Below are 18,246 nucleotides of genomic sequence, written 5' to 3'. Positions count from 1 at the left end.
AGCGCAGAGCACCGGAGGCGATAGCGCTCCCCCTGAGGAAACACCCCGACCCGATCGGAACCCGCATGACCGACACGCTCCACCCGCCCCGCGCCGGTGCCCCCGCCGACGCGCAGCCGACCTCGGCGGCAGGCGGTGCCAAGAAGCTCACCCGCTCCATCGGCGTGGTGGGCGGCACACTGCTCACGCTCTCCTGCGTGACCCCGGCCTCCTCCCTCTTTGTGATCGTGCCGGATCTCTTCGCGGACCTCGGCACGGCGACCGGCCTCACCATCGCCGTCGGCGCCGTGCTCTGCATCGCGGTCGCCTTCTGCTACTCGGAGCTGGGCACCCTGATCCCCAGCGCCGGCGGCGAGTACGCGATGGTCGGCACGCTGGCAGGGCGGCTGACCGGCTGGGTGGTCTTTGTGCTGTCGCTGATCGTGGTGATGATCGTCCCGCCGATCATCGCCCTGGGAACGGCCGACTACCTGGCGCCGGTGGTGCACCTCAGTACGCCCCTGGCGGGTGCGGCGGTGATGCTGCTGGCCACCCTGGCCGGTCTGCTGGACCTGCGGGCCAACGCCTGGATCACCGGCATCTTCCTGGTGCTGGAGGTCATCGCGGCCGCCGTGGTGGCGGTGCTGGGCTTCGCCCACAGCGAGCGGGGCGCCTCGGCGCTGCTGCACGGGGTCACCGCCGGGAGCGGCGGTACCTCCCAGACGGTGGCGATCAGCACCATGGTCACCGGGCTGGCCATCGCCCTCTTTGTGACCCAGGGGTTCAGCACCGCCGTCTACCTCTCCGAGGAGCTGGAGAACCCGCGCCGCAATGTCGCCCGCACGGTGCTGTGGACGCTGGCCATCTCCACCGCCGTGATCCTGGTCCCGGTCGCCGCCATCACCGTGGGGGCGCCCGACCTGGAGGCGCTGGCCAAGGGCGACATCGCGGGCATGGTCACCGCCTGGAGCAGCTCCGCGGTCGGTACCTTCATCAGCCTCTGCATCGCGCTGGCGATCATCAACGCCGGCATCGTCATGGTGATCCAGAACTCCCGGGTGCTCTTCGCCTCCGCCCGCGACCGCGCCTGGCCCGAGCCGGTCAACCGGGCCTTCTCCACCATCGGCCGGTTCGGCTCCCCCTGGGTGGCCACCCTGGCGGTGGGCGTCCCCGGGGCGGTCCTCTGCTTTGTCCCGGTGGAGGCGCTGAGCGGCATCACCGGCGTGGCCGTCACCGGGATGTACCTGCTGGTCGCCATCGCCGCGCTGTTCTCCCGGCGGAGCCGGCACCGGCACATCCCCGCCTGGCGGATGCCACTCTGGCCGGCCGTCCCGGTGCTGCTGATCGTGGTGCTGGCCTATGTGCTGTGGCAGCAGACCAGCCAGGACCTGCTGGTCACCGGCGGGATCGTGGCGGTGGCCGCGCTCTACTGGGCGCTCTATCTGCGGCCCCGGCAGCAGACCCACTGGGTGATCACCGTCCCGGAGGACGAGCGCGTCTGACAGCCGCGTCCGAGAGTGCACGTCCGAGAGGCACGCCTGACGGCGCGCCGTGCCGTACGGCGGAGGCCGGGACCCCGATCGGGGTCCCGGCCTCCGCCGTACGGCATCGGTCCGGTCAGCCGGCGGTGCGGCGCCGCCGGTGGTCGCGGAGCACCACCGAGCCGCCGCCGATCAGCACCACCCCGAGCAGGCCCGCGCCCAGCACATAGGTCGCGGTGCGGCGGTCCCGGTCGGCCTGGGTCTCGCCCAGCGTCAGCGGCTGCGCCACCAGGGACCCGCTGGCCAGCGCGGTCTGCGGGTCGGGCGCGGGCGCGGTGGCCGGTGGCGCGTCGGAGGTGACCGCCTTCACCGGGTCGACCACACCCCAGCCGGTGAAGTCGTCGCGGTCCCGCCGGTTGCGCTGCGCGGTCTGCTCGATCCGGGCCGCGATGGCCGCCGCCGGCCACCGGGGGTACTTCTGCCGGAGCAGCGCCGCGACCCCCGCCACATAGGGCGCGGAGAAGCTGGTGCCGTTGTCCACGCACTGCCCGCCGCGCGGCACGGTGGAGAGCATGTCCACACCGGGGGCGGCGACGTCGACAAAGGACCCGTACTGGGAGAAGGACGCCCGCTCGTTGTTGCGGTCCGACGCGCCGACCGCGATGACCTCGGGGAAGGCGGCCGGGAAGGTGTCCCCCTGCTTGCCGTCGTTGCCCGAGGAGGCCACCACCACGATGCCCTGGGAGGCAGCGCGGTGGATGGCGTCGGCCAGCTTGCCCTGGTCGGCGAAGGCCCCCGAGGCGCTGCTCGCGCGGACGTCCTGGGAGATGTTGATCACCTGGACGTGCTGGGCGACCGCGGCGTCGATCGCCTGGATCAGGGTGCCGACGTCGCCGCTGCCCTCGCTGTCGTTCTGCCGGATGGCCAGGATCTCGGCGTCCGGCGCCAGGCCGACGAAGCCGGTGGCGGGGCTGGGGCGGGCGGCGATGATGCCGGCCACCTTGGTTCCATGGCCCACCGGGTCCAGGGTGGAGCCGCCGGGCAGGGCCTTCTTGGTCTGCGGGTCGGTCAGCAGCACCGGGCCCGCCTTGACCTTGCCCTGGAGCTGCGGATTGGTCGCGTCCACTCCCGTGTCGATCACCGCCACGGTGACGCCCTTGCCGGTGATGCCGCCCCTCCACAGCTGGTCCAGGACGACCCGCTGGAGCGCCCAGGGCACGGCGGCCACATTCTTGGACGGGAAGGTGCACTCACCGGCCGCCGCCGGGCTCAGCGGGGACCACCGCACCTCGTCCCGCCCGCCGGAGGCGGCGGACGCCGGAGCGGCGGCGACACCGGCCAGGACGCCCAGCGCGGCGGCGGCCGAGACCGCCGGCCGGATGGCGCCCCGCAGGGCCCGGCTGCGTACACGGGCCTGCCTCTGGTTGCTCAACGGCACCTGTACTGCCCCTCTTTCGCGCAGGTCCTCGTCGTCGTGGTGGTCGGCGGCCGCACAGCCCTCAGGGGCGGACGCCCCCGGGCGTCCGCCCCTGACCACCGGGGACGGGGTCAGCTGCCCCAGATGGAGGCGTTCTTGTTCTCGGTCTGCTGGTAGCTCTGGGCGGCGTTGTCCAGCGCACCGGCGATCTGGTTGAGGACCTGGTGCAGGTCGGCCGCGGAGCGGTCCCACTCGGCCTGGCGGGCCTGGTAGCCCTCCTGGGCCTTGCCCTCCCAGCTGCTGGCGATGCGCTGCACGCCCGCCTTGAGCTCGTCCAGCTGGCTCTGGATGCGGCTCGCGGTGGAGCGGACCTCGGAGCCGGCGTTCTGGATGGTGCTGAAATTGACGAGAATGTGGCCGTCGGACATGACGTCTCCTTGTACGAGAGGATCTTCCCGGCCCGCCCCGTACGGGCCTGCGGTTCAGCGGGTGAGGCGAGCCGTCAGCCGAAGTGGGCCTGGACGTTGCTCAGCGACGAGCGCTGGTCCTCTTCCGTCGCGGAGTACTGCTGCGTGGTCGCGTCGATCGCCTGCTTGATCTCGTCCAGCACGCGGTTGAGCTTGGTCGCGTCCTCGTTCCACTGCTCCTGGAGCTGGTGGTAGGCGGAGGCGGCCTGGCCCTGCCAGCCGGAGGTGATCGAGCTCACCAGGCTGTTGAGACGGCTGAGCTCCTGCTGGATGGACGAGTTGACCTCGGCGATGCGGCCGGAGAACGCCCGCATCTCCTCGGCGGTAGTCCTGAACTGACCCGACATGTTCCACGTCCCCCATGAGACAGATGACCTGACCGAGCGACTCTGTCCGCGGCCCCCCGGTCAACATCACGACGTGATGTCCACAAGCACTCTAGTCCTCGGGCGCAAGGCCCCCAACACCGCTGCGGACCCGAGTCATCCCGAACCGCCCCGCGCCGCAGCGCTGATGATCACCCGTCAGGAGGTCTGCGGCTGCAAAGCCGACTTGGTGTCCAGATTGGGTCCGGCCGGCACCAGGTCGGACCATGCCTTGGGCACCAGCGACGGCCGGATGTCCTTGTAGCCCAGCCGCGCCTGTGCGTCGTTGCCCTGCTGCGCCTGCGCCTGCTGCCCGTCCGAGGCGTCCGGGGACTGGCTGCGCTCCGGCAGTACGGAGCTCTTGGCCGCGCTGTCCCCGTTGGCCACCACCCGGTACCGCAGCCCCGTCTCGGTCAGCAGGAACACCGACCCCGACACCTCGGACCCGGCGGCCCCGGCGGCGCCCTCCATCGCCCGGTACAGCAGGCCGGTGCCCGGGGTGACATGGGCGCTGGCCGAGCCGTTGGTGGCCGAGGCCGGGAAGGCGGTCGAGGCCCACACGCTCCGCCTGGGGTTGCTCTTCTCGTCCAGGCCCTCGAAGGTGCTGCACACGACGCTGCGGGTGCCGCCCTCGGAGTCGGTCCGGTTGACCGCCTGGTCGGGGCGGGACTGCGGCCAGTCGGACGGCAGCGGCAGCCGGTTCTCCTGGCCCACCGGCCCGGCGTACTGGGCGTGCTCCGCCGAGGTCAGCGGGCTGATGGTGATCCGCTGGTCGCCGTAGACCTCCAGCGTGGCCGGGTTGCTCTGGAAGAGCTGCAACTCGAAGTCGCTCAGCCGGTAGAGGCGGTCCTCGCCCACCACGTAGTAGGACTCCGGCGTGCCGTCGCTGTTGGAGTCGAACGACATCAGCCGGCCGACCCTGCGGTCCTCCTGGTGGGCCAGCCCCATGCTCGACCCGCCCTTGAACCCCGCCACCTTGGGGAAGGTGACGGCCTCGCCGTCCGCCAGGGTGTCCAGCCACTGCTGGGTCACCCGCTGCGGAGCCGCCTGGGTGCCGAACAGCCCGACCCGCAGCGATGACGCCACCTTGTCGTGCGGGTCGGCGCGGCCCAGGGAGTGCTTGGTGCCGGTGGCGTCGACCAGGTACTCGTCACCGCCCTTGCCGTCCGGCCCGGGCGCCTGGACATAGAGCGCATTGCCCCGGGAGAGCCGGAAGTGCGGATTGCGCAGCGGAGCCGCCTGCGCGTCCGTCAGCACAAAGACGGCCTGGTTGACGGTGGTGTGGCCGGTGTCGTCGCCGGGCCGGTCGCAGACCGTCCACACCTTGGCCTGCCCCGCCTCCCCGGCGGGCGGCAGCTTGTCCGGCGCATAGGGGATGCCGATGGTCGCCCCGTGCCTGCCGTACCGGTCCAGCACCTTGTCCTCGACAAAGGTGACCTTGGAGTCGGCGTCCAGCACCAGCTTGGCCGAGGCCATGTTGAGGACCGGGTAGAGGGTCTTCTCGTCGGGCTTGTCCGGATTGGCGAGCACCACATAGCGGGTGGTGGACTCCTTGCCCACCACGATGGACCGGCCGTCGTCCCAGCCCTTCGGCGCGGCCGGTTTGATCAGGCCCCACATGCCGAAGCCGGCGACCACCAGCGCGGCCATCACCAGGCTGGGCACCACCGCCCGCACCGGACGCGGCGCGTCCTCGTCGTTACCGCCCCCGGCAGGCTGTAGGAACGCCCCCACGGTGCGGCGCCGCGCGAACGTGTACGCGTTCAGCTCGTCCCGACGTGATGCCATCCTCGTCGTCTCCCACCTGTCCGAATCGCCCCGTTCTCCCCGTCGGCCGCCGCGCATCGGAATCCGCTCGGCCGTGGCCTCCCCCCGGGCACCGCAGGGCTCAAACCCCTTACGATGCGGGCGGGCAGACGGTCAGTACGGTACGGGTACGGTATGGCGATCAGCCAACCGGTCGCCGGTATCCAACCAGAGGGGGTCACTCGGGGGATGCGAAGCCAGACCGCTCCAGAGCGACGCAGCGCACCGCAGGGCAGGCCACCGCAGCCGCCGTCTCCGGCGGACGCCCGCAGTCGGCGGAGGAGGGCGGCGGCCGAGCCCGGTCCGGCACCGCTGACGCCCGTCTCGGTACGGGTCCACCCGCGCCCCGGGCGGCTCGGGCCGATCCGGCTCCAGCAGCTGGTGCTGATCGAGGTGGCGGCGGCCCTGGTGGCGGTCGGCTGGACCGTCGGCAGGACCATGGCCGGGGCGATGGCGGTCCCCGCCGCCCTGCTGCTGGTGATCGCCCTGGTGCCGATGCGCGGCCGGTCGCTGCCCGAGTACCTGGGCACCGTCCTGGCGCTGCGCGCCCGCCGCCGCGCCGCACCCGGCAATGTCCCGCCCACCGGGACCGACCCCGGCATCGCCCCGGCGCTGGAGATCGACCCGGCGCTGCGCACCTGCACCCACGCCACCGAGACCGACGGCGGCGGCAGCGGCCAGCGCCGCGCCCGGCGGGAGACCGGCATGGTCGGCGACTCCACCTTTCTGAGCGCGGTGCTGCTGGTGCAGGCCAAGGACGAGCCGCTGCGGCCGCTGCGCACCGCCCGCCCGCTGCCGCTCTCCGTACTCACCTCCGCGTTGCAGGTGGACGACATCACCCTGGAGTCGGTGCAGGTCGTCCAGCACACCCAGCCCGCCCCCGCGCCGCACCTGCCCGAGCAGGCGCTCGCCGCCCGGGCCTACCAGCAGCTGCCGGAGGGGCCGTCCACCCCCTCGCTCCGCCTGACCTGGGTGTCGCTGCGGCTGGACCCGGAGCGGGCGGCCGCCGCCGTGCTGGCCCGGGGCGGCGGCGAGACCGGCACCCGCAAGGCGCTGCAACGGGCCGCCGACCAGCTGGCCGCCCGGCTGGCCGGGGCCGGATTCACCGCCACCGTGCTGGACGAGCGGGAGCTGATCTCCGCGCTGGCGACCTCCACCTGCGTCAACCCGCTGGCCACCGCGGGCCGCCAGGGCACCGGCGGCGGCGCCGGTGCCGGGAACACCCGGCGCACCCAGGAGGGCCGCCGGTTCTGGCGGGTGGACGACCGCTGGCACACCACCTACTGGATCTCCCGCTGGCCGCAGTTGAGCCGGCCCGGCGGCAGCGGCGGCCGGACCACGGCACCCGATCTGGTGAACCTGCTGACCGGCCTGCCCGTCCTCGCCAGCACCTTCAGCCTCACCGCGAGCCGGGGCACCGGCGGTGCGGTGGCCGTCACCGGGCACCTGCGGCTCACCGCCCGCAGCGAGAGCGAGGTCACCCAGGTCGGGCGGCTGCTGGAGTCCCGTGCCCAGAGCACCGGCACCGGTCTGGTCCGCCTGGACATGGAGCAGGCCCCCGGCATGCTCGCCACTCTGCCGCTGGGAGGAACCCGCTGATGGCGTATCAGCCCTATGCCCCGCACTCCCCCGCCGGCCAGGGCGCCGCCGAGGGCGCGGCGCCGCGCCCGTTCGCCCGGGTGCGGGCCGGTTTCGGCCTGCGCGGCCCGCGCCGCGAACGCCATGTGGTCACCGCCGAGGAGCTGAATGCGCTCTCCCTGCCGGTCGGCGACGACGGGGTGCTGCTGGGCGTCGACCCGCAGCAGCAGCCGGCGGTGCTGGGCCTCTTCCGCCCGACCGGATACGAGATCGTGCTGGTCGGCGGCGTGTGGACGGCCCAGCTGATCGCACTGCGGGCAGCGGCCACCGGTGCCCGCGTCGCGGTGGAGACCGGCCGCCCGCAGGCGTGGGCGCCGATGGCGCAGGCGGCGGGCGGCGGCCAGCCGTGCGTGACGGTGCACCAGGTGGGGCGACTGGGTCCGCAGGGGCCCTCGGTCTCCGCGCCGGTCCTGGTCGTACGGGACCTCGGTGCCCGCCCGCCGCGTAGCCGGCTGTCGGCCGGGCCGTGGCAGACCATGCTCACCCTGCTGCCCTATCTGGGGCCGAACGCCCAGCGGGTGCTGGGTGCAGCCGATCTGGTGGGGGCTCAGCGGGTGTCGCCGCAGGAGGCGGAGACCATCGGGCGGGTGATGAACCTGACCGAGGCGGATGTCAGCGCGCTTCCCTTGATGGGGGACGACGTCACGCTCTGGGCGAACCGGATGCGGCGCCAGTTTGTGATGACCTCGCCGGTGGACGCGGAGGCGCAGCTGCTGGGTGCCCCCCGGCGGGTGGACTGAGCCCGGCGGTCCTGTCGGTACCGCGTGATACGGTCCGTGACCGGCGTCGCCGACCGGGCGGCGGGGGCGTGCTGACGCCCCGTCCGAGTCAACCGCACAGGGCCTCCTCTCACCCTCAGGGGTCTGCGAGACCTGCGGCAGCCTGCTGACCTCGGCCCGTTCCGGGCGACAGCGGCCTCTGCTCGGCGATCTCCCGCACCGCGCGGAGCGCCGGACGGCGGGCACCGCAGCCCGGACTATCCCGAGTCGCGGGGTAGCTCATAGGCTGGTGCCTCGCGGACACCCGTCCCCGTGTCAGGGACGGGCTCCGACACGGGGACGACCGGCGGGGCGCGGCCTGAGCGGCTGCCCGTCGGAGCTGAGAGAGGGAGTTCGAGTTGAGCACCGATCGCGACGGCGTCTACGTCGGCGACAACGCGCCGGACGAGGACGAGGAGTGGTCTGACGCGCCCGACTACACTCCCCCGGCCTGGTACACCCAGAACGGATCGTCCGGCGCTGCCCAGGACGCATCGGAGGCCGCGCCGCCGCAGGCGCCCGCGCCGGACGGACCGCCACCGGAGCCCGAGGGCGCTCCGCCGGTGAACCTCGCCCCGGCCGCACCGCCGCCGACCGCACCGCCGCCGACCGCAGCCCCGCCGACCGCACCGCTGCCGACCGCACCGCTGCCCGTCCCCGAGGCACCGCCGCTGCCCACCCCCGAGCCTGAGCCGCAGGCCGGTCCCGCCATGCCCCCGGCCGCCGCGCCCGGCCCGATGCCGCAGCAGCCCTTCCCCCGCAGGCAGCCGCACCCGAGGGCCCGCTGCCCGGACCGCCGCCCGCCCCCACCGCGCCGACCCCGCCGTGGGCCGCCGACGTCCCCGGGCCGCAGTGGGCCCCCGGGCCGCCACCGCAGGCCGTACCCGAACAGCCCCAGCAGCCCCAGCAGTTCCAGCAGCCCCAGCCCCCGCAGCAGCCCCAGCCGCCCGCGCCTGGCCCCCAGCAGAGCGGCCACCCGGTGGCGGGCACCCCTGGGGCGCCCCCGGCCCGCAGCCCGGCCCCTACCCGCCGAGCCCCTACGCCCCCGAGCCCGCCCCGGGCCCGTACCCGCCCGGCCCGTACGCAGCCGCCCCGCCGCAGCAGCCGCCCGCCGACCCGCGCCAGGGCGGCTGGCCGCAGCCCGGCCCCCACCCGGGCGGTCCAGGGGGCCCGGGGGGCGAACCGCCCGCCGCGTTCCCCGGCCCGGGCGGCCCGCCGCCGCGCACCGCGCACGGCGCCCCGCTCGGCTACACCGCCGCCGTGGAGCTCTCCTCGGACCGGCTGCTGCGCCGCCAGCCGCAGGAGCGCCGCCAGCAGCCGCGCTTCAAGTTCGGCGGCAAGGCGGCCGAGGCCGAGCGCCGGCGCAAGCTGGAGGTCATCCGTACGCCGGTGATGAGCTGCTACCGGATCGCCGTGATCAGCCTCAAGGGCGGCGTGGGCAAGACCACGACCACCACCTCGCTCGGCGCCACCCTGGCCACCGAGCGCCAGGACAAGGTGATCGCCATCGACGCCAACCCGGACGCCGGCACCCTCGGCCGCCGGGTGCGGCGCGAGACCGGGGCCACCATCCGCGACCTGGTGACCGCGATCCCGCACCTCAACAGCTATATGGACATCCGCCGCTTCACCTCGCAGGCGCCCTCCGGCCTGGAGATCCTGGCCAACGACGTGGACCCGGCGGTCTCCACCACCTTCAACGACGCCGACTACCGGCAGGTGATCGAGGTCCTGGGCCGCCAGTACCCGATCATCCTCACCGACTCGGGCACCGGCCTGCTCTACAGCGCCATGCGCGGCGTACTGGACCTCGCCGACCAGCTGATCATCGTCTCCACGCCCAGCGTGGACGGTGCCAGCAGCGCCTCCACCACGCTGGACTGGCTCTCCGCGCACGGCTACGCCGACCTGGTACAGCGCTCCATCACGGTGGTCTCCGGGGTCCGCGAGACCAGCAAGCTGATCAAGGTCGAGGACATCGTCGCGCACTTCGAGACCCGCTGCCGAGGGGTGGTCGTGGTGCCGTTCGACGAGCACCTGGCCGCCGGTGCCGAGGTGGACATCGCCATGATGCGGCCCAAGGTCCGGGAGGCCTACTTCGATCTGGCGGCACTGGTCGCCGAGGACTTCCAGCGGGCGCAGCAGGCCGCCGGGGTGTGGGCGCAGCAGGGGTGGCCGGGGCAGCAGCCGCAGCAGCAGGGCTGGGGCCCGCAGCCGGGGATGCCCCCGCAGCAGGCCGGTCAGCCGTGGGGCGACCCGGGGGCACCCCAGCAGGGCCAGCCCTGGGGTCCGCCCGGCCGACCGCAGGCCCCGGCCGCGCCGCCCTACCCGGGCGGCGGTCCGGTGCCCGGCTACGGCTATCCCCAGCAGGCGCCCCCGCAGCAGCAGCCCATGCCCCCCGGCTGGGCACAGCAGCCGCCCGGCCCGCAGCAGCCGCCTCCGCCGGGCACCCCGGAGCCGCCCCCGCAGAGCAGCCCGGGTGCACCGCCGCCTCCGCCTCCGCCGCCCGGGTACGAGGGACAGCAGCCGGGCTACGGCTACCCGCCGCAGCCATAGCCGACAGAGGCCCTGCGACCGCCAGGTCGCAGGGCCTCCGCGTCTCCGCAAGCGGATGTCAGCGGGCGTCGTGGCCGTCGGTCAGCTCGCGGGCGCGCTTGACGTCGTCGGCCATCCGCTCCAGCAGCGCGTCGATGGTGTCGAACTTCTCCATGCCGCGCAGGAAGGCCAGGAAGTCCACGGCCACATGCAGCCCGTAGAGGTCCAGGCCGACCCGGTCGATGGCGTATGCCTCCACGGTGCGCGCGGTGCCGTCGAAGGTCGGGTTGGTCCCCACCGAGATCGCCGCGGGCATGCGCTCGCCGTCGGCCGTGAGCCACCCCGCGTACACGCCGTCGGCCGGGATCGCGGTGTGCGGCAGCGTCTCCACATTGGCTGTGGGGTAGCCGAGTTCGCGGCCCCGCTGGGCGCCGCGCACCACCACGCCCTCGACCCGGTGCGGGCGGCCCAGCACCTCGGCGGCGCCGCCGATGTCGCCCTCGCCGACCAGCCGGCGGGCCAGCGTGGAGGAGAACGGCTCACCGCCGCCGGCCTCGCCGCGTACATAGAGGTCCACGACCTCGACGTCGAAGCCGTAGCCCTCGCCCAGCTCCGCCAGCAGCGCCACATCACCGGCCGCCTTGTGGCCGAAGCGGAAGTTGGGGCCCTCCACCACGGTCCGCGCATGCAGGGCGTCGACCAGCACCTGGCGGACGAAGTCCTTGGGGGCCTGCTGCGAGAACTCCCGGGTGAACGGCAGGATCAGCACCGCGTCCACGCCCAGTTCGCCCATCAGCTCCGCACGGCGGTGCGGCGGGGCGAGCAGCGGCGGGTGGCTGCCGGGGCGGACCACCTCGCTGGGGTGCGGGTCGAAGAAGACCACCACCGAGGCGGCGTCCAGCTCCCGGGCGCGCTGCACGGCCCGCCCGATGATCAACTGGTGCCCCCGGTGCACCCCGTCGAAGGAACCGATGGTGACGACGCTGCGCCCCCAACCATGGGGGACGTCCTCCAGGCCACGCCAGCGCTGCACCCTGACCGCTCCTTGTCCGCACATTCGCTCGCCGATCTACCTCTATAGCGTGCCATGCCCACCGGTCCGCCTCCGCACCGGACGGCACCGCCGTCAGGCGAAGACCGCCAGTGGCCGGGCCTGGCCGTGCTTCTCCTCCACCAGCGCCAGGAAGCGCTCCTCGGGGCCGAAGACGGCGACCGGGCCGGGCTCCAGGCCGGGGGACTTCAGCCGTACGCCGTTGACCAGCAGCCGCGCCTGGTCCTCGCCGATGTCCCAGCGGGGGAAGGCCGCAGCGGCGGCCTCGCCGATCGGCAGATGGGTGAAGGACTCCTCCAGCTGCTCCAGGGTGTGCGCCTGCTCCAGGGTGTACGGGCCGACCCGGGTGCGCCGCAGCGCGGTGAGGTGGCCGCCCACTCCCAGGCTTGCGCCGAGGTCGCGGGCGAGGGCGCGGACATAGGTGCCGGAGGAGCAGTCCACGGTGACGTCCAGGTCGAGCAGCGGGGTGCCGTCCTCCGCCGTGGCGGGCCGCTGCCCGTGCACGGTGAACCGGGAGACGGTGACCGGCCGGGCCTTCAGCTCGACCTCCTCGCCGTCCCGGACCAGGGCGTAGGACCGCTTGCCGTCGATCTTGATGGCGCTGACCTTGGACGGCACCTGGAGGATCTCGCCGGTGAGCGCGGCGACCCCGGCCGCGACCGCCTCCGGGGTGACCCCCTCGGCGGAGACGGTGGCGGTGACCTCGCCCTCGGCGTCGTCGGTGACCGTGGTCCGGCCCAGCCGGATGGTGGCCTCGTAGGTCTTGTCGGTCAGCATCAGGTGGCCGAGCAGCCGGGTGGCCTTCTCCACGCCGATGACCAGCACTCCGGTCGCCATCGGGTCGAGGGTGCCGGCGTGGCCGACCCTGCGGGTGCCCGCGAGGCGGCGCATCCGGGCGACCACGCCGTGGGAGGTGATGCCGGCGGGCTTGTCGACGATGACCAGGCCGTCGGGGCCGGTTCCCTTGCGCTTCATCAGATGGGTGGCGGCGCGGTGGACGCGCCCTTTCCTTTCTCGTTCAGCGAGCGGGCCGCAGGGCCGCGCGGAAGCACTCCAGCGTCTGCTGCACGCCCAGGTCGGTGGAGAACCCGGCCGCGTACACATGGCCGCCGCCGCCCAGCGCGCCGCAGGCGGCGGCAACGTCGACGGCGCCCTTGGAGCGGGAGGAGCCGCGCAGGGTGCCGTCCGGGTCCTGCTTGAGCACCAGGGCGACATCGGCCTCGGCGGTGCGGCGCACGATGTCGATCAGGCCCTCGATCTCCTCCACGGCGACCCCGTGGGCGGCCAGGTCCGCGTACGGGACCCAGGTCCACACCAGTCCGAGGCCGCCGACCGCCGCACGGTCGAGCTCCGCGCGCTCCAGCGCGGCGGAGAGCACCTTGAGGTAGCCGAAGGAGGAGGTGTCCCAGAGGGTGCGGGAGATCAGGTCGTGCCGGATGCCGGTGGCCAGCAGCCGACCGGCGAACTCATGGGTGGCCGGGGTGGTGGCCCGGTACTTGAAGGAGCCGGTGTCGCTGGCCACGCCGGTGTAGAGGCAGGTCGCGATCGGCTGGTCGAGGGGCACCCCGAGCCGCCGCAGCAGCTCGTCCACCAGCACGGCGGTGGCGGGTGCGGCGGGGTCGATCAGCCGGTGGGTGCCGAAGCCGGGGTTGGAGGCGTGGTGGTCGATCACCACCATGGCCCGGGCGGCGAGCGCCTTCTCCCGCAGCAGGCCCAGGCGGCCCTCGGCGGCGACATCGAAGGTGATCACCAGGTCGGGCCGGTCCGGCACCTCGGCCGCCGGGACCAGCAGTTCCTGGCCGGGCAGAAAGGCCAGTGAGGCGGGCACCACCTGCGGGTCGTCCCCGAAGGAGACCCGCACCGTGGCGCCCAGCGAGCGCAGCGCGAGACCGGCGGCCAGCGCCGAGCCCAGCGCATCGCCGTCCGGGCAGACATGGCAGATCAGGTCGATCTCCCGGGCCTCGCCGACCAGCGCCAGCACCTCGGTCCAGTCCCGCTCGCCCGGAGCGGCCGGCCTGCCCGCCGACTCGGCGGCGGTGCGCGGTCGCGGTACGCCCGAGGAGTCCCCGGGCATGGCGCGGGCACCCTCCGCCCGAACGGTGGAGGGTGCCCCGGTGGCGGCCGCCGACGGCTCGCCGGTCATGGCTATGCGTCCTCGTCGTCGTCGGCGTCGGGACTGCGGTACGGGTCCGCCTCGCCGGCGTAGCTGGCGCCGGCCGCAGCGGTCCGCACCCGGGCGTCGGAGATCCGGGCCCGGTCCAGCAGCTCGTCGATGTGGCGCGCGTTGTCCGGCACGGCATCCGCGACGAACGTCAGGGACGGGGTGAAGCGCACCCCGGTCTGCCGTCCGACCTCGGAGCGCAGGATGCCCTTGGCGCTCTCCAGCGCGGCCGCCGTGGCGGCCTGCTCGGTCTCGTCGCCGTAGACCGTGTAGAAGACGGTGGCCTCCCGCAGGTCCCCGGTGACCCGGGTGTCGGTGATGGTCACGAAGCCCAGGCGCGGGTCCTTGATCCGCCGCTCCAGGGTCTCCGCGACGACCACCTGAATGCGGTCGGCGAGCTTGCGCGCCCTCGCGGTGTCGGTCACGTGTCCTCCTCGTGCAGTGGGCGCGGTACGAGCCCCTGCCCCAACGTACCGGCCCGCGCCCCGGGCCGTGGGGCGCGTTCGGTCTCTCAATCGTCGTCGCCGTGGAACCGCCTCCGTACGGAGAGCAGTTCCACCTCGGGGCGGCCGGCGACCAGCCGCTCGCAGCTGTCCAGGATCTCCCCGATGTGCCCGGCATCGCCGGACACCACCGCACAGCCGATCTCGGCCCTGCGGTGCAGCTGCTGGTTTCCGACCTCGGCCGCGCTGACGCCGTACTTGCGCTGTAGCTCGGCCACGATCGGCCGCACCAGCGACCGCTTCTCCTTCAACGAGTGGACGTCGCCGAGGAGCAGGTCGAAAGTGAGTGTTCCCACGAACATGTGTGACAGGCCCAGCCGGCCTGATGGCCTCGTAGGGCGGCCCCTGAACAGGGCCGATGCATACGCTGAACCGTACACAGCGCGCCCGGGGCCGGTCGACGGATTTCGGGGAGATCCCGTCCTCCGCCGCCCGGCCCCGGGCGATGGCCGCTTAGGCGCGCGGCTTCTCGCGCATCTCGAACGTCTCGATGACGTCGTCGACCTTGATGTCGTTGAACGACCCCAGGGTCACACCGGCCTCGAAGCCCTCGCGGACCTCGGTCGCGTCGTCCTTGAAGCGGCGCAGGCCCTCGATGGTGAGGTTCTCCGCCACCACGGCGCCGTCCCGGATGAGGCGGGCCTTGGCGTTGCGGCGGATGAGGCCCTCGCGGACCAGCACACCGGCGATGTTGCCGAACTTGGAGGAGCGGAAGACCTCGCGGATCTCCGCGGAGCCCAGGCGGACCTCCTCGTACTCCGGCTTGAGCATGCCCTTGAGGGCCGCCTCGATCTCCTCGATCGCCTGGTAGATGACCGAGTAGTAGCGGATGTCGACGCCCTCGCGGTCGGCCGCGGTACGCGCACGGCCCTCGGCCCGCACGTTGAAGCCGATGATGATGGCGTCCGAGCCCATCGCCAGGTCCACGTCGGACTCGGTGATCGCACCCACACCGCGGTGCAGGATGCGGAGCTCGACCTCCTCGCCGACGTCCAGCTTGAGCAGCGCGTCCTCCAGGGCCTCCACGGAACCGGAGACATCGCCCTTGATGATGAGGTTGAGCTGCTCGATGGAGCCCGCCGCGATGGCCTTGTCCAGGTCCTCCAGGGAGATCCGGACACGGCGCTGGGCGAAGGCCGCGTTGCGCTCGCGGGCGGCCCGCTTCTCGGCGATCTGCCGGGCGGTGCGGTCCTCCTCGACGACGATGAAGTTGTCGCCGGCGCGGGGCACCGAGGTGAGACCGAGCACCAGCACCGGACGGGACGGGCCCGCCTCGGCGACGTTGTTGCCGTTCTCGTCGAGCATCGCCCGGACGCGGCCGTATGCGTCGCCGACGACCATGGAGTCGCCGACCCGCAGGGTGCCGCGCTGGACCAGGACGGTCGCCATGGCGCCGCGCCCCTTGTCCAGGTGGGCCTCGATCGCGATGCCCTGGGCGTCCTGCTCCCGGTTGGCCCGCAGGTCGAGCGAGGCGTCGGCGGTGAGGACCACGGCCTCCAGCAGCTGCTCGATGTGCAGGCCCTGCTTGGCGGAGATGTCGACGAACATGGTGTCGCCGCCGTACTCCTCGGCCACCAGACCGAACTCGGTCAGCTGACCACGGACCTTGGTCGGGTCCGCACCCTCGACGTCGATCTTGTTGACCGCGACCACGATCGGCACACCGGCGGCCTTGGCGTGGTTGAGCGCCTCCACCGTCTGCGGCATGACGCCGTCGTTGGCCGCGACCACCAGGATCGCGATGTCGGTGGACTTGGCACCACGGGCACGCATGGCGGTGAACGCCTCGTGACCGGGGGTGTCGATGAAGGTGATCGGACGCTCTTCGCCGTTCACCTCGGCCGTCACCTGGTAGGCACCGATGTGCTGGGTGATGCCGCCGGCCTCGCCCGCGACCACGTTGGACTTCCGGATGGCGTCCAGCAGTCGGGTCTTACCGTGGTCGACGTGGCCCATGACGGTGACCACCGGAGGCCGCGCCGACAGCGCGTCCTCGTCGCCCTCGTCCTCGCCGAACTCGATGTCGAACGACTCGAGCAGCTCGCGGTCCTCGTCCTCCGGGGAGACGATCTCCAGGACGAAGCCCATCTCCTCGGCGAGAAGCCGCAGCGTCTCGTCGGAGACCGACTGGGTCGCGGTGACCATCTCACCCAGGTTGAACATCACCGAGACCAGAGCCGCCGGGTTGGCGTTGATCTTCTCGGCGAAGTCCGTCAGCGAGGCACCACGCGAGAGGCGCACGGTCTGGCCGTTGCCCCTCGGCAGCATCACGCCGCCGATGGACGGGGCCTGCATGGCCTCGTACTCCTGGCGCTTCGCGCGCTTCGACTTACGACCGCGCGCCGGGCGACCGCCCGGGCCACGACCGAACGCGCCCTGCGTTCCCCCACGGCCACCCGGGCCGCCGGGACGCCCGCCGAAACCGCCGGGACGCGGGCCACCGAAGCCGCCACCGCCACCACCGGGACGCGGGCCGCCGAAGCCGCCGCCACCACCGGTGCCCGGACGGCCTGCGCCGCCGCCACCACCGGGACGGCCGGCGAAGCCGCCGCCACCGCCCGGACGCCCGCCCGGACCGCCGGGACGCCCGCCCGGGCCACCCGGACCACGGCCGCCGGGGCCGGGACGCGGGCCGGCAGCGGGACGCTGCGGCATCATGCCGGGGTTGGGACGCGGCATACCGCTCGGAGTGGGACGCGGGCCCTGCGGCCTCGGCATCCCGCCGGGCGACGGAGCGCCACCCGGACGCGGGGCACCGGCACCGGGGGCACCCGGACGCGGAGCGCCCTGCCCACCGGGACGCGGCGCACCACCCGGGCGCGGAGCACCCTGGCCGCCGGGACGCGGAGCGCCCTGGCCGCCGCCCGGACGCGGAGCACCCGCACCGGGACCACCCGGACGCGGAGCACCCTGCCCACCGGGACGCGGAGCGCCCTGGCCACCACCCTGGCGGCGGTCGCCGCCCGGACGGGCCATGCCGGTGTTGCTGGAGGTGAAGGGGTTGTTGCCCGGACGCGGCCCCGAGGGACGCGGGCCCGGACGGGCGCCGGTACGCGGAGCGTCCGTACGCGGCGTCTGAGCCGCCGCCGGACGGGGCGCCTCAGCAGCCGGCTGCTGCTCCACCTGCGGCTGCGGCTGCGCCGGAGCCGGGGAGGAGAACTCGGCCGCAGGCGCCGCAGGGGCAGCCGGACGGGCCGGGGCCGGACGCGGAGCCGGAGCCGCTGCCGCCGGAGCGGGAGCCGCAGCCGGACGCGGCGCGGGTCGCGGACCCGGCGCGGGGGCAGCGGCGGCCGGACGCGGCGCAGGGCGCGGACCGGGCGCGGGACGAGCCGCACCGGCGTCGCCGGACGGCTGGGGCGCCGCGGGCTTCCGCGGGCCAGGCTTGGCGGAGGACCGGCCGGAGCCGCCCCCCTGGAATGCATCAGTCAACTTGCGAACCACCGGCGCCTCGATCGTCGAGGACGCCGAACGGACGAACTCACCCAGCTCGGTGAGCTTGGCCATGACGACCTTGCTCTCCACGCCGAGCTCCTTGGCGAGTTCGTAAACCCGGACCTTAGCCACTTCGCTCCTTCTGGTCCGGGGTGGTCGTCCGCCGGACCGTTGCTACTTCATGGGCGTACTCATCGCGTACTCATCGAGTGCTCATCGCAATCTCGACCTACTTCCATCTCGCGAGGTACCTGGTGTCGGCGCGTGCCCAATAACCGTGCCCGCGCACCGTGCTCCTTACAGCGAACTCCCCCGCACTCAGCGGGGGTGTCCGACACTGTGCTGCCTCAAGAACTGCCTGAGCGCCGTGGTGTCGAGCGGCCCCTCCTGACGGAGGGCCCGCGGAAACGCCCGACGGCGGACCGCGAGGTCGAGGCATCCCGGGTCGGGGTGCAGATGCGCCCCTCGGCCGGGCAGCGTGCCGCGGGGGTCGGGGACGCATGCGCCCTCCACCGCCACCACACGCAGCAGTCCGTGCTTGGCCGCCCGCTTGCGGCAGCCCACGCAGGTGCGTTCAGGGCATGCACGGGCACGCGTCCGGCCAGACACGTTCAAGTCTACTCCTCCACTGGTACTTCTCGCGGCCCGGTGAT

At 73.6% G+C, this 18,246-nt stretch carries 16 protein-coding genes; 4 read left to right on the top strand and 12 right to left on the bottom strand.

Translation table 11 applies throughout. The features are described from left to right. The first annotated feature begins 65 nt into the window (after window positions 1–65). On the top strand, window positions 66–1,481 hold the full coding sequence (locus C7M71_RS21995; protein ID WP_111490530.1) for an APC family permease: 1,416 nt from the start codon (window positions 66–68) through the stop codon (window positions 1,479–1,481). Between the two features lie 115 nt (window positions 1,482–1,596). On the opposite strand, the gene mycP is transcribed toward C7M71_RS21995, so the two are convergent. The 4 genes from mycP to eccB all read right to left on the bottom strand — a co-directional run bounded on the left by mycP (window position 1,597) and on the right by eccB (window position 5,497). Continuing rightward, window positions 1,597–2,898, bottom strand: a complete 1,302-nt coding sequence (mycP, locus tag C7M71_RS21990) for a type VII secretion-associated serine protease mycosin (RefSeq protein ID WP_407675931.1) — start codon at window positions 2,896–2,898, stop codon at window positions 1,597–1,599. 110 nt (window positions 2,899–3,008) lie between these two features. Beyond that, on the bottom strand, window positions 3,009–3,305 hold the full coding sequence (locus tag C7M71_RS21985; protein WP_111490529.1) for a WXG100 family type VII secretion target: 297 nt from the start codon (window positions 3,303–3,305) through the stop codon (window positions 3,009–3,011). A gap of 74 nt (window positions 3,306–3,379) precedes the next feature. Continuing rightward, window positions 3,380–3,691: a WXG100 family type VII secretion target gene (locus C7M71_RS21980; RefSeq protein ID WP_111490528.1), complete on the bottom strand. Its 312-nt coding sequence runs from the start codon at window positions 3,689–3,691 to the stop codon at window positions 3,380–3,382. Between the two features lie 177 nt (window positions 3,692–3,868). Beyond that, on the bottom strand, window positions 3,869–5,497 hold the full coding sequence (gene eccB / locus C7M71_RS21975; protein ID WP_162824329.1) for a type VII secretion protein EccB: 1,629 nt from the start codon (window positions 5,495–5,497) through the stop codon (window positions 3,869–3,871). 207 nt (window positions 5,498–5,704) lie between these two features. Here eccB and eccE point away from each other — a divergent pair, with 207 nt between their 5' ends. Next, on the top strand, window positions 5,705–7,114 hold the full coding sequence (gene eccE, locus C7M71_RS21970) for a type VII secretion protein EccE (protein ID WP_175607720.1): 1,410 nt from the start codon (window positions 5,705–5,707) through the stop codon (window positions 7,112–7,114). Then, complete coding sequence (locus C7M71_RS21965) at window positions 7,114–7,893, top strand: hypothetical protein (protein ID WP_111490526.1); 780 nt, start codon at window positions 7,114–7,116, stop codon at window positions 7,891–7,893. Before eccE ends, C7M71_RS21965 begins: the two co-directional genes overlap by 1 nt. Before the next feature lie 454 nt (window positions 7,894–8,347). Here C7M71_RS21965 and C7M71_RS32010 read toward each other — a convergent pair whose 3' ends face one another. Beyond that, entirely contained in the window at window positions 8,348–8,887 is a 540-nt protein-coding gene (locus C7M71_RS32010; protein ID WP_229758846.1) for a hypothetical protein, read from the bottom strand. A 284-nt stretch (window positions 8,888–9,171) separates the two neighbouring features. Here C7M71_RS32010 and C7M71_RS21960 point away from each other — a divergent pair, with 284 nt between their 5' ends. Next, window positions 9,172–10,467 (top strand): MinD/ParA family ATP-binding protein, encoded by a 1,296-nt coding sequence (locus C7M71_RS21960; protein WP_229758845.1) that lies wholly within the window; start codon window positions 9,172–9,174, stop codon window positions 10,465–10,467. 58 nt (window positions 10,468–10,525) lie between these two features. Here the strand turns inward: C7M71_RS21960 and C7M71_RS21955 are convergent, their stop codons facing one another. From C7M71_RS21955 to C7M71_RS21925, 7 genes are all read right to left on the bottom strand, one after another. Further along, window positions 10,526–11,479 (bottom strand): bifunctional riboflavin kinase/FAD synthetase, encoded by a 954-nt coding sequence (locus C7M71_RS21955; RefSeq protein WP_111493841.1) that lies wholly within the window; start codon window positions 11,477–11,479, stop codon window positions 10,526–10,528. 93 nt (window positions 11,480–11,572) lie between these two features. Then, a complete protein-coding gene (gene truB, locus C7M71_RS21950) occupies window positions 11,573–12,472 on the bottom strand; it encodes a tRNA pseudouridine(55) synthase TruB (protein ID WP_111493839.1) in 900 nt (299 codons plus the stop codon). A gap of 43 nt (window positions 12,473–12,515) precedes the next feature. Next, window positions 12,516–13,640 carry a DHH family phosphoesterase gene (locus C7M71_RS21945; protein ID WP_229758844.1) on the bottom strand — a complete coding sequence of 375 codons (1,125 nt, stop codon included), beginning with the start codon at window positions 13,638–13,640 and terminating at the stop codon, window positions 12,516–12,518. 2 nt (window positions 13,641–13,642) lie between these two features. Continuing rightward, window positions 13,643–14,083, bottom strand: a complete 441-nt coding sequence (rbfA, locus tag C7M71_RS21940) for a 30S ribosome-binding factor RbfA (protein ID WP_111493837.1) — start codon at window positions 14,081–14,083, stop codon at window positions 13,643–13,645. A gap of 86 nt (window positions 14,084–14,169) precedes the next feature. Next, the gene (locus tag C7M71_RS21935; RefSeq protein ID WP_111493835.1) at window positions 14,170–14,463 is read right to left on the bottom strand and encodes a DUF503 domain-containing protein; all 294 of its coding nucleotides are present in this window, start codon (window positions 14,461–14,463) and stop codon (window positions 14,170–14,172) included. A 151-nt stretch (window positions 14,464–14,614) separates the two neighbouring features. Further along, window positions 14,615–17,725 (bottom strand): translation initiation factor IF-2, encoded by a 3,111-nt coding sequence (gene infB / locus C7M71_RS21930; RefSeq protein WP_114914489.1) that lies wholly within the window; start codon window positions 17,723–17,725, stop codon window positions 14,615–14,617. A 186-nt stretch (window positions 17,726–17,911) separates the two neighbouring features. Next, window positions 17,912–18,202: a YlxR family protein gene (locus C7M71_RS21925; RefSeq protein WP_111495320.1), complete on the bottom strand. Its 291-nt coding sequence runs from the start codon at window positions 18,200–18,202 to the stop codon at window positions 17,912–17,914. Window positions 18,203–18,246: the final 44 nt, after the last annotated feature.

The sequence above is a fragment of the Peterkaempfera bronchialis genome (assembly GCF_003258605.2).
In the GTDB taxonomy this organism is placed as follows: Bacteria; Actinomycetota; Actinomycetes; order Streptomycetales; family Streptomycetaceae; genus Peterkaempfera; species Peterkaempfera bronchialis.
The sequence above is the reverse complement of the archived record's forward strand: the minus strand, read 5'-3'. Positions and strand labels throughout refer to the sequence as shown.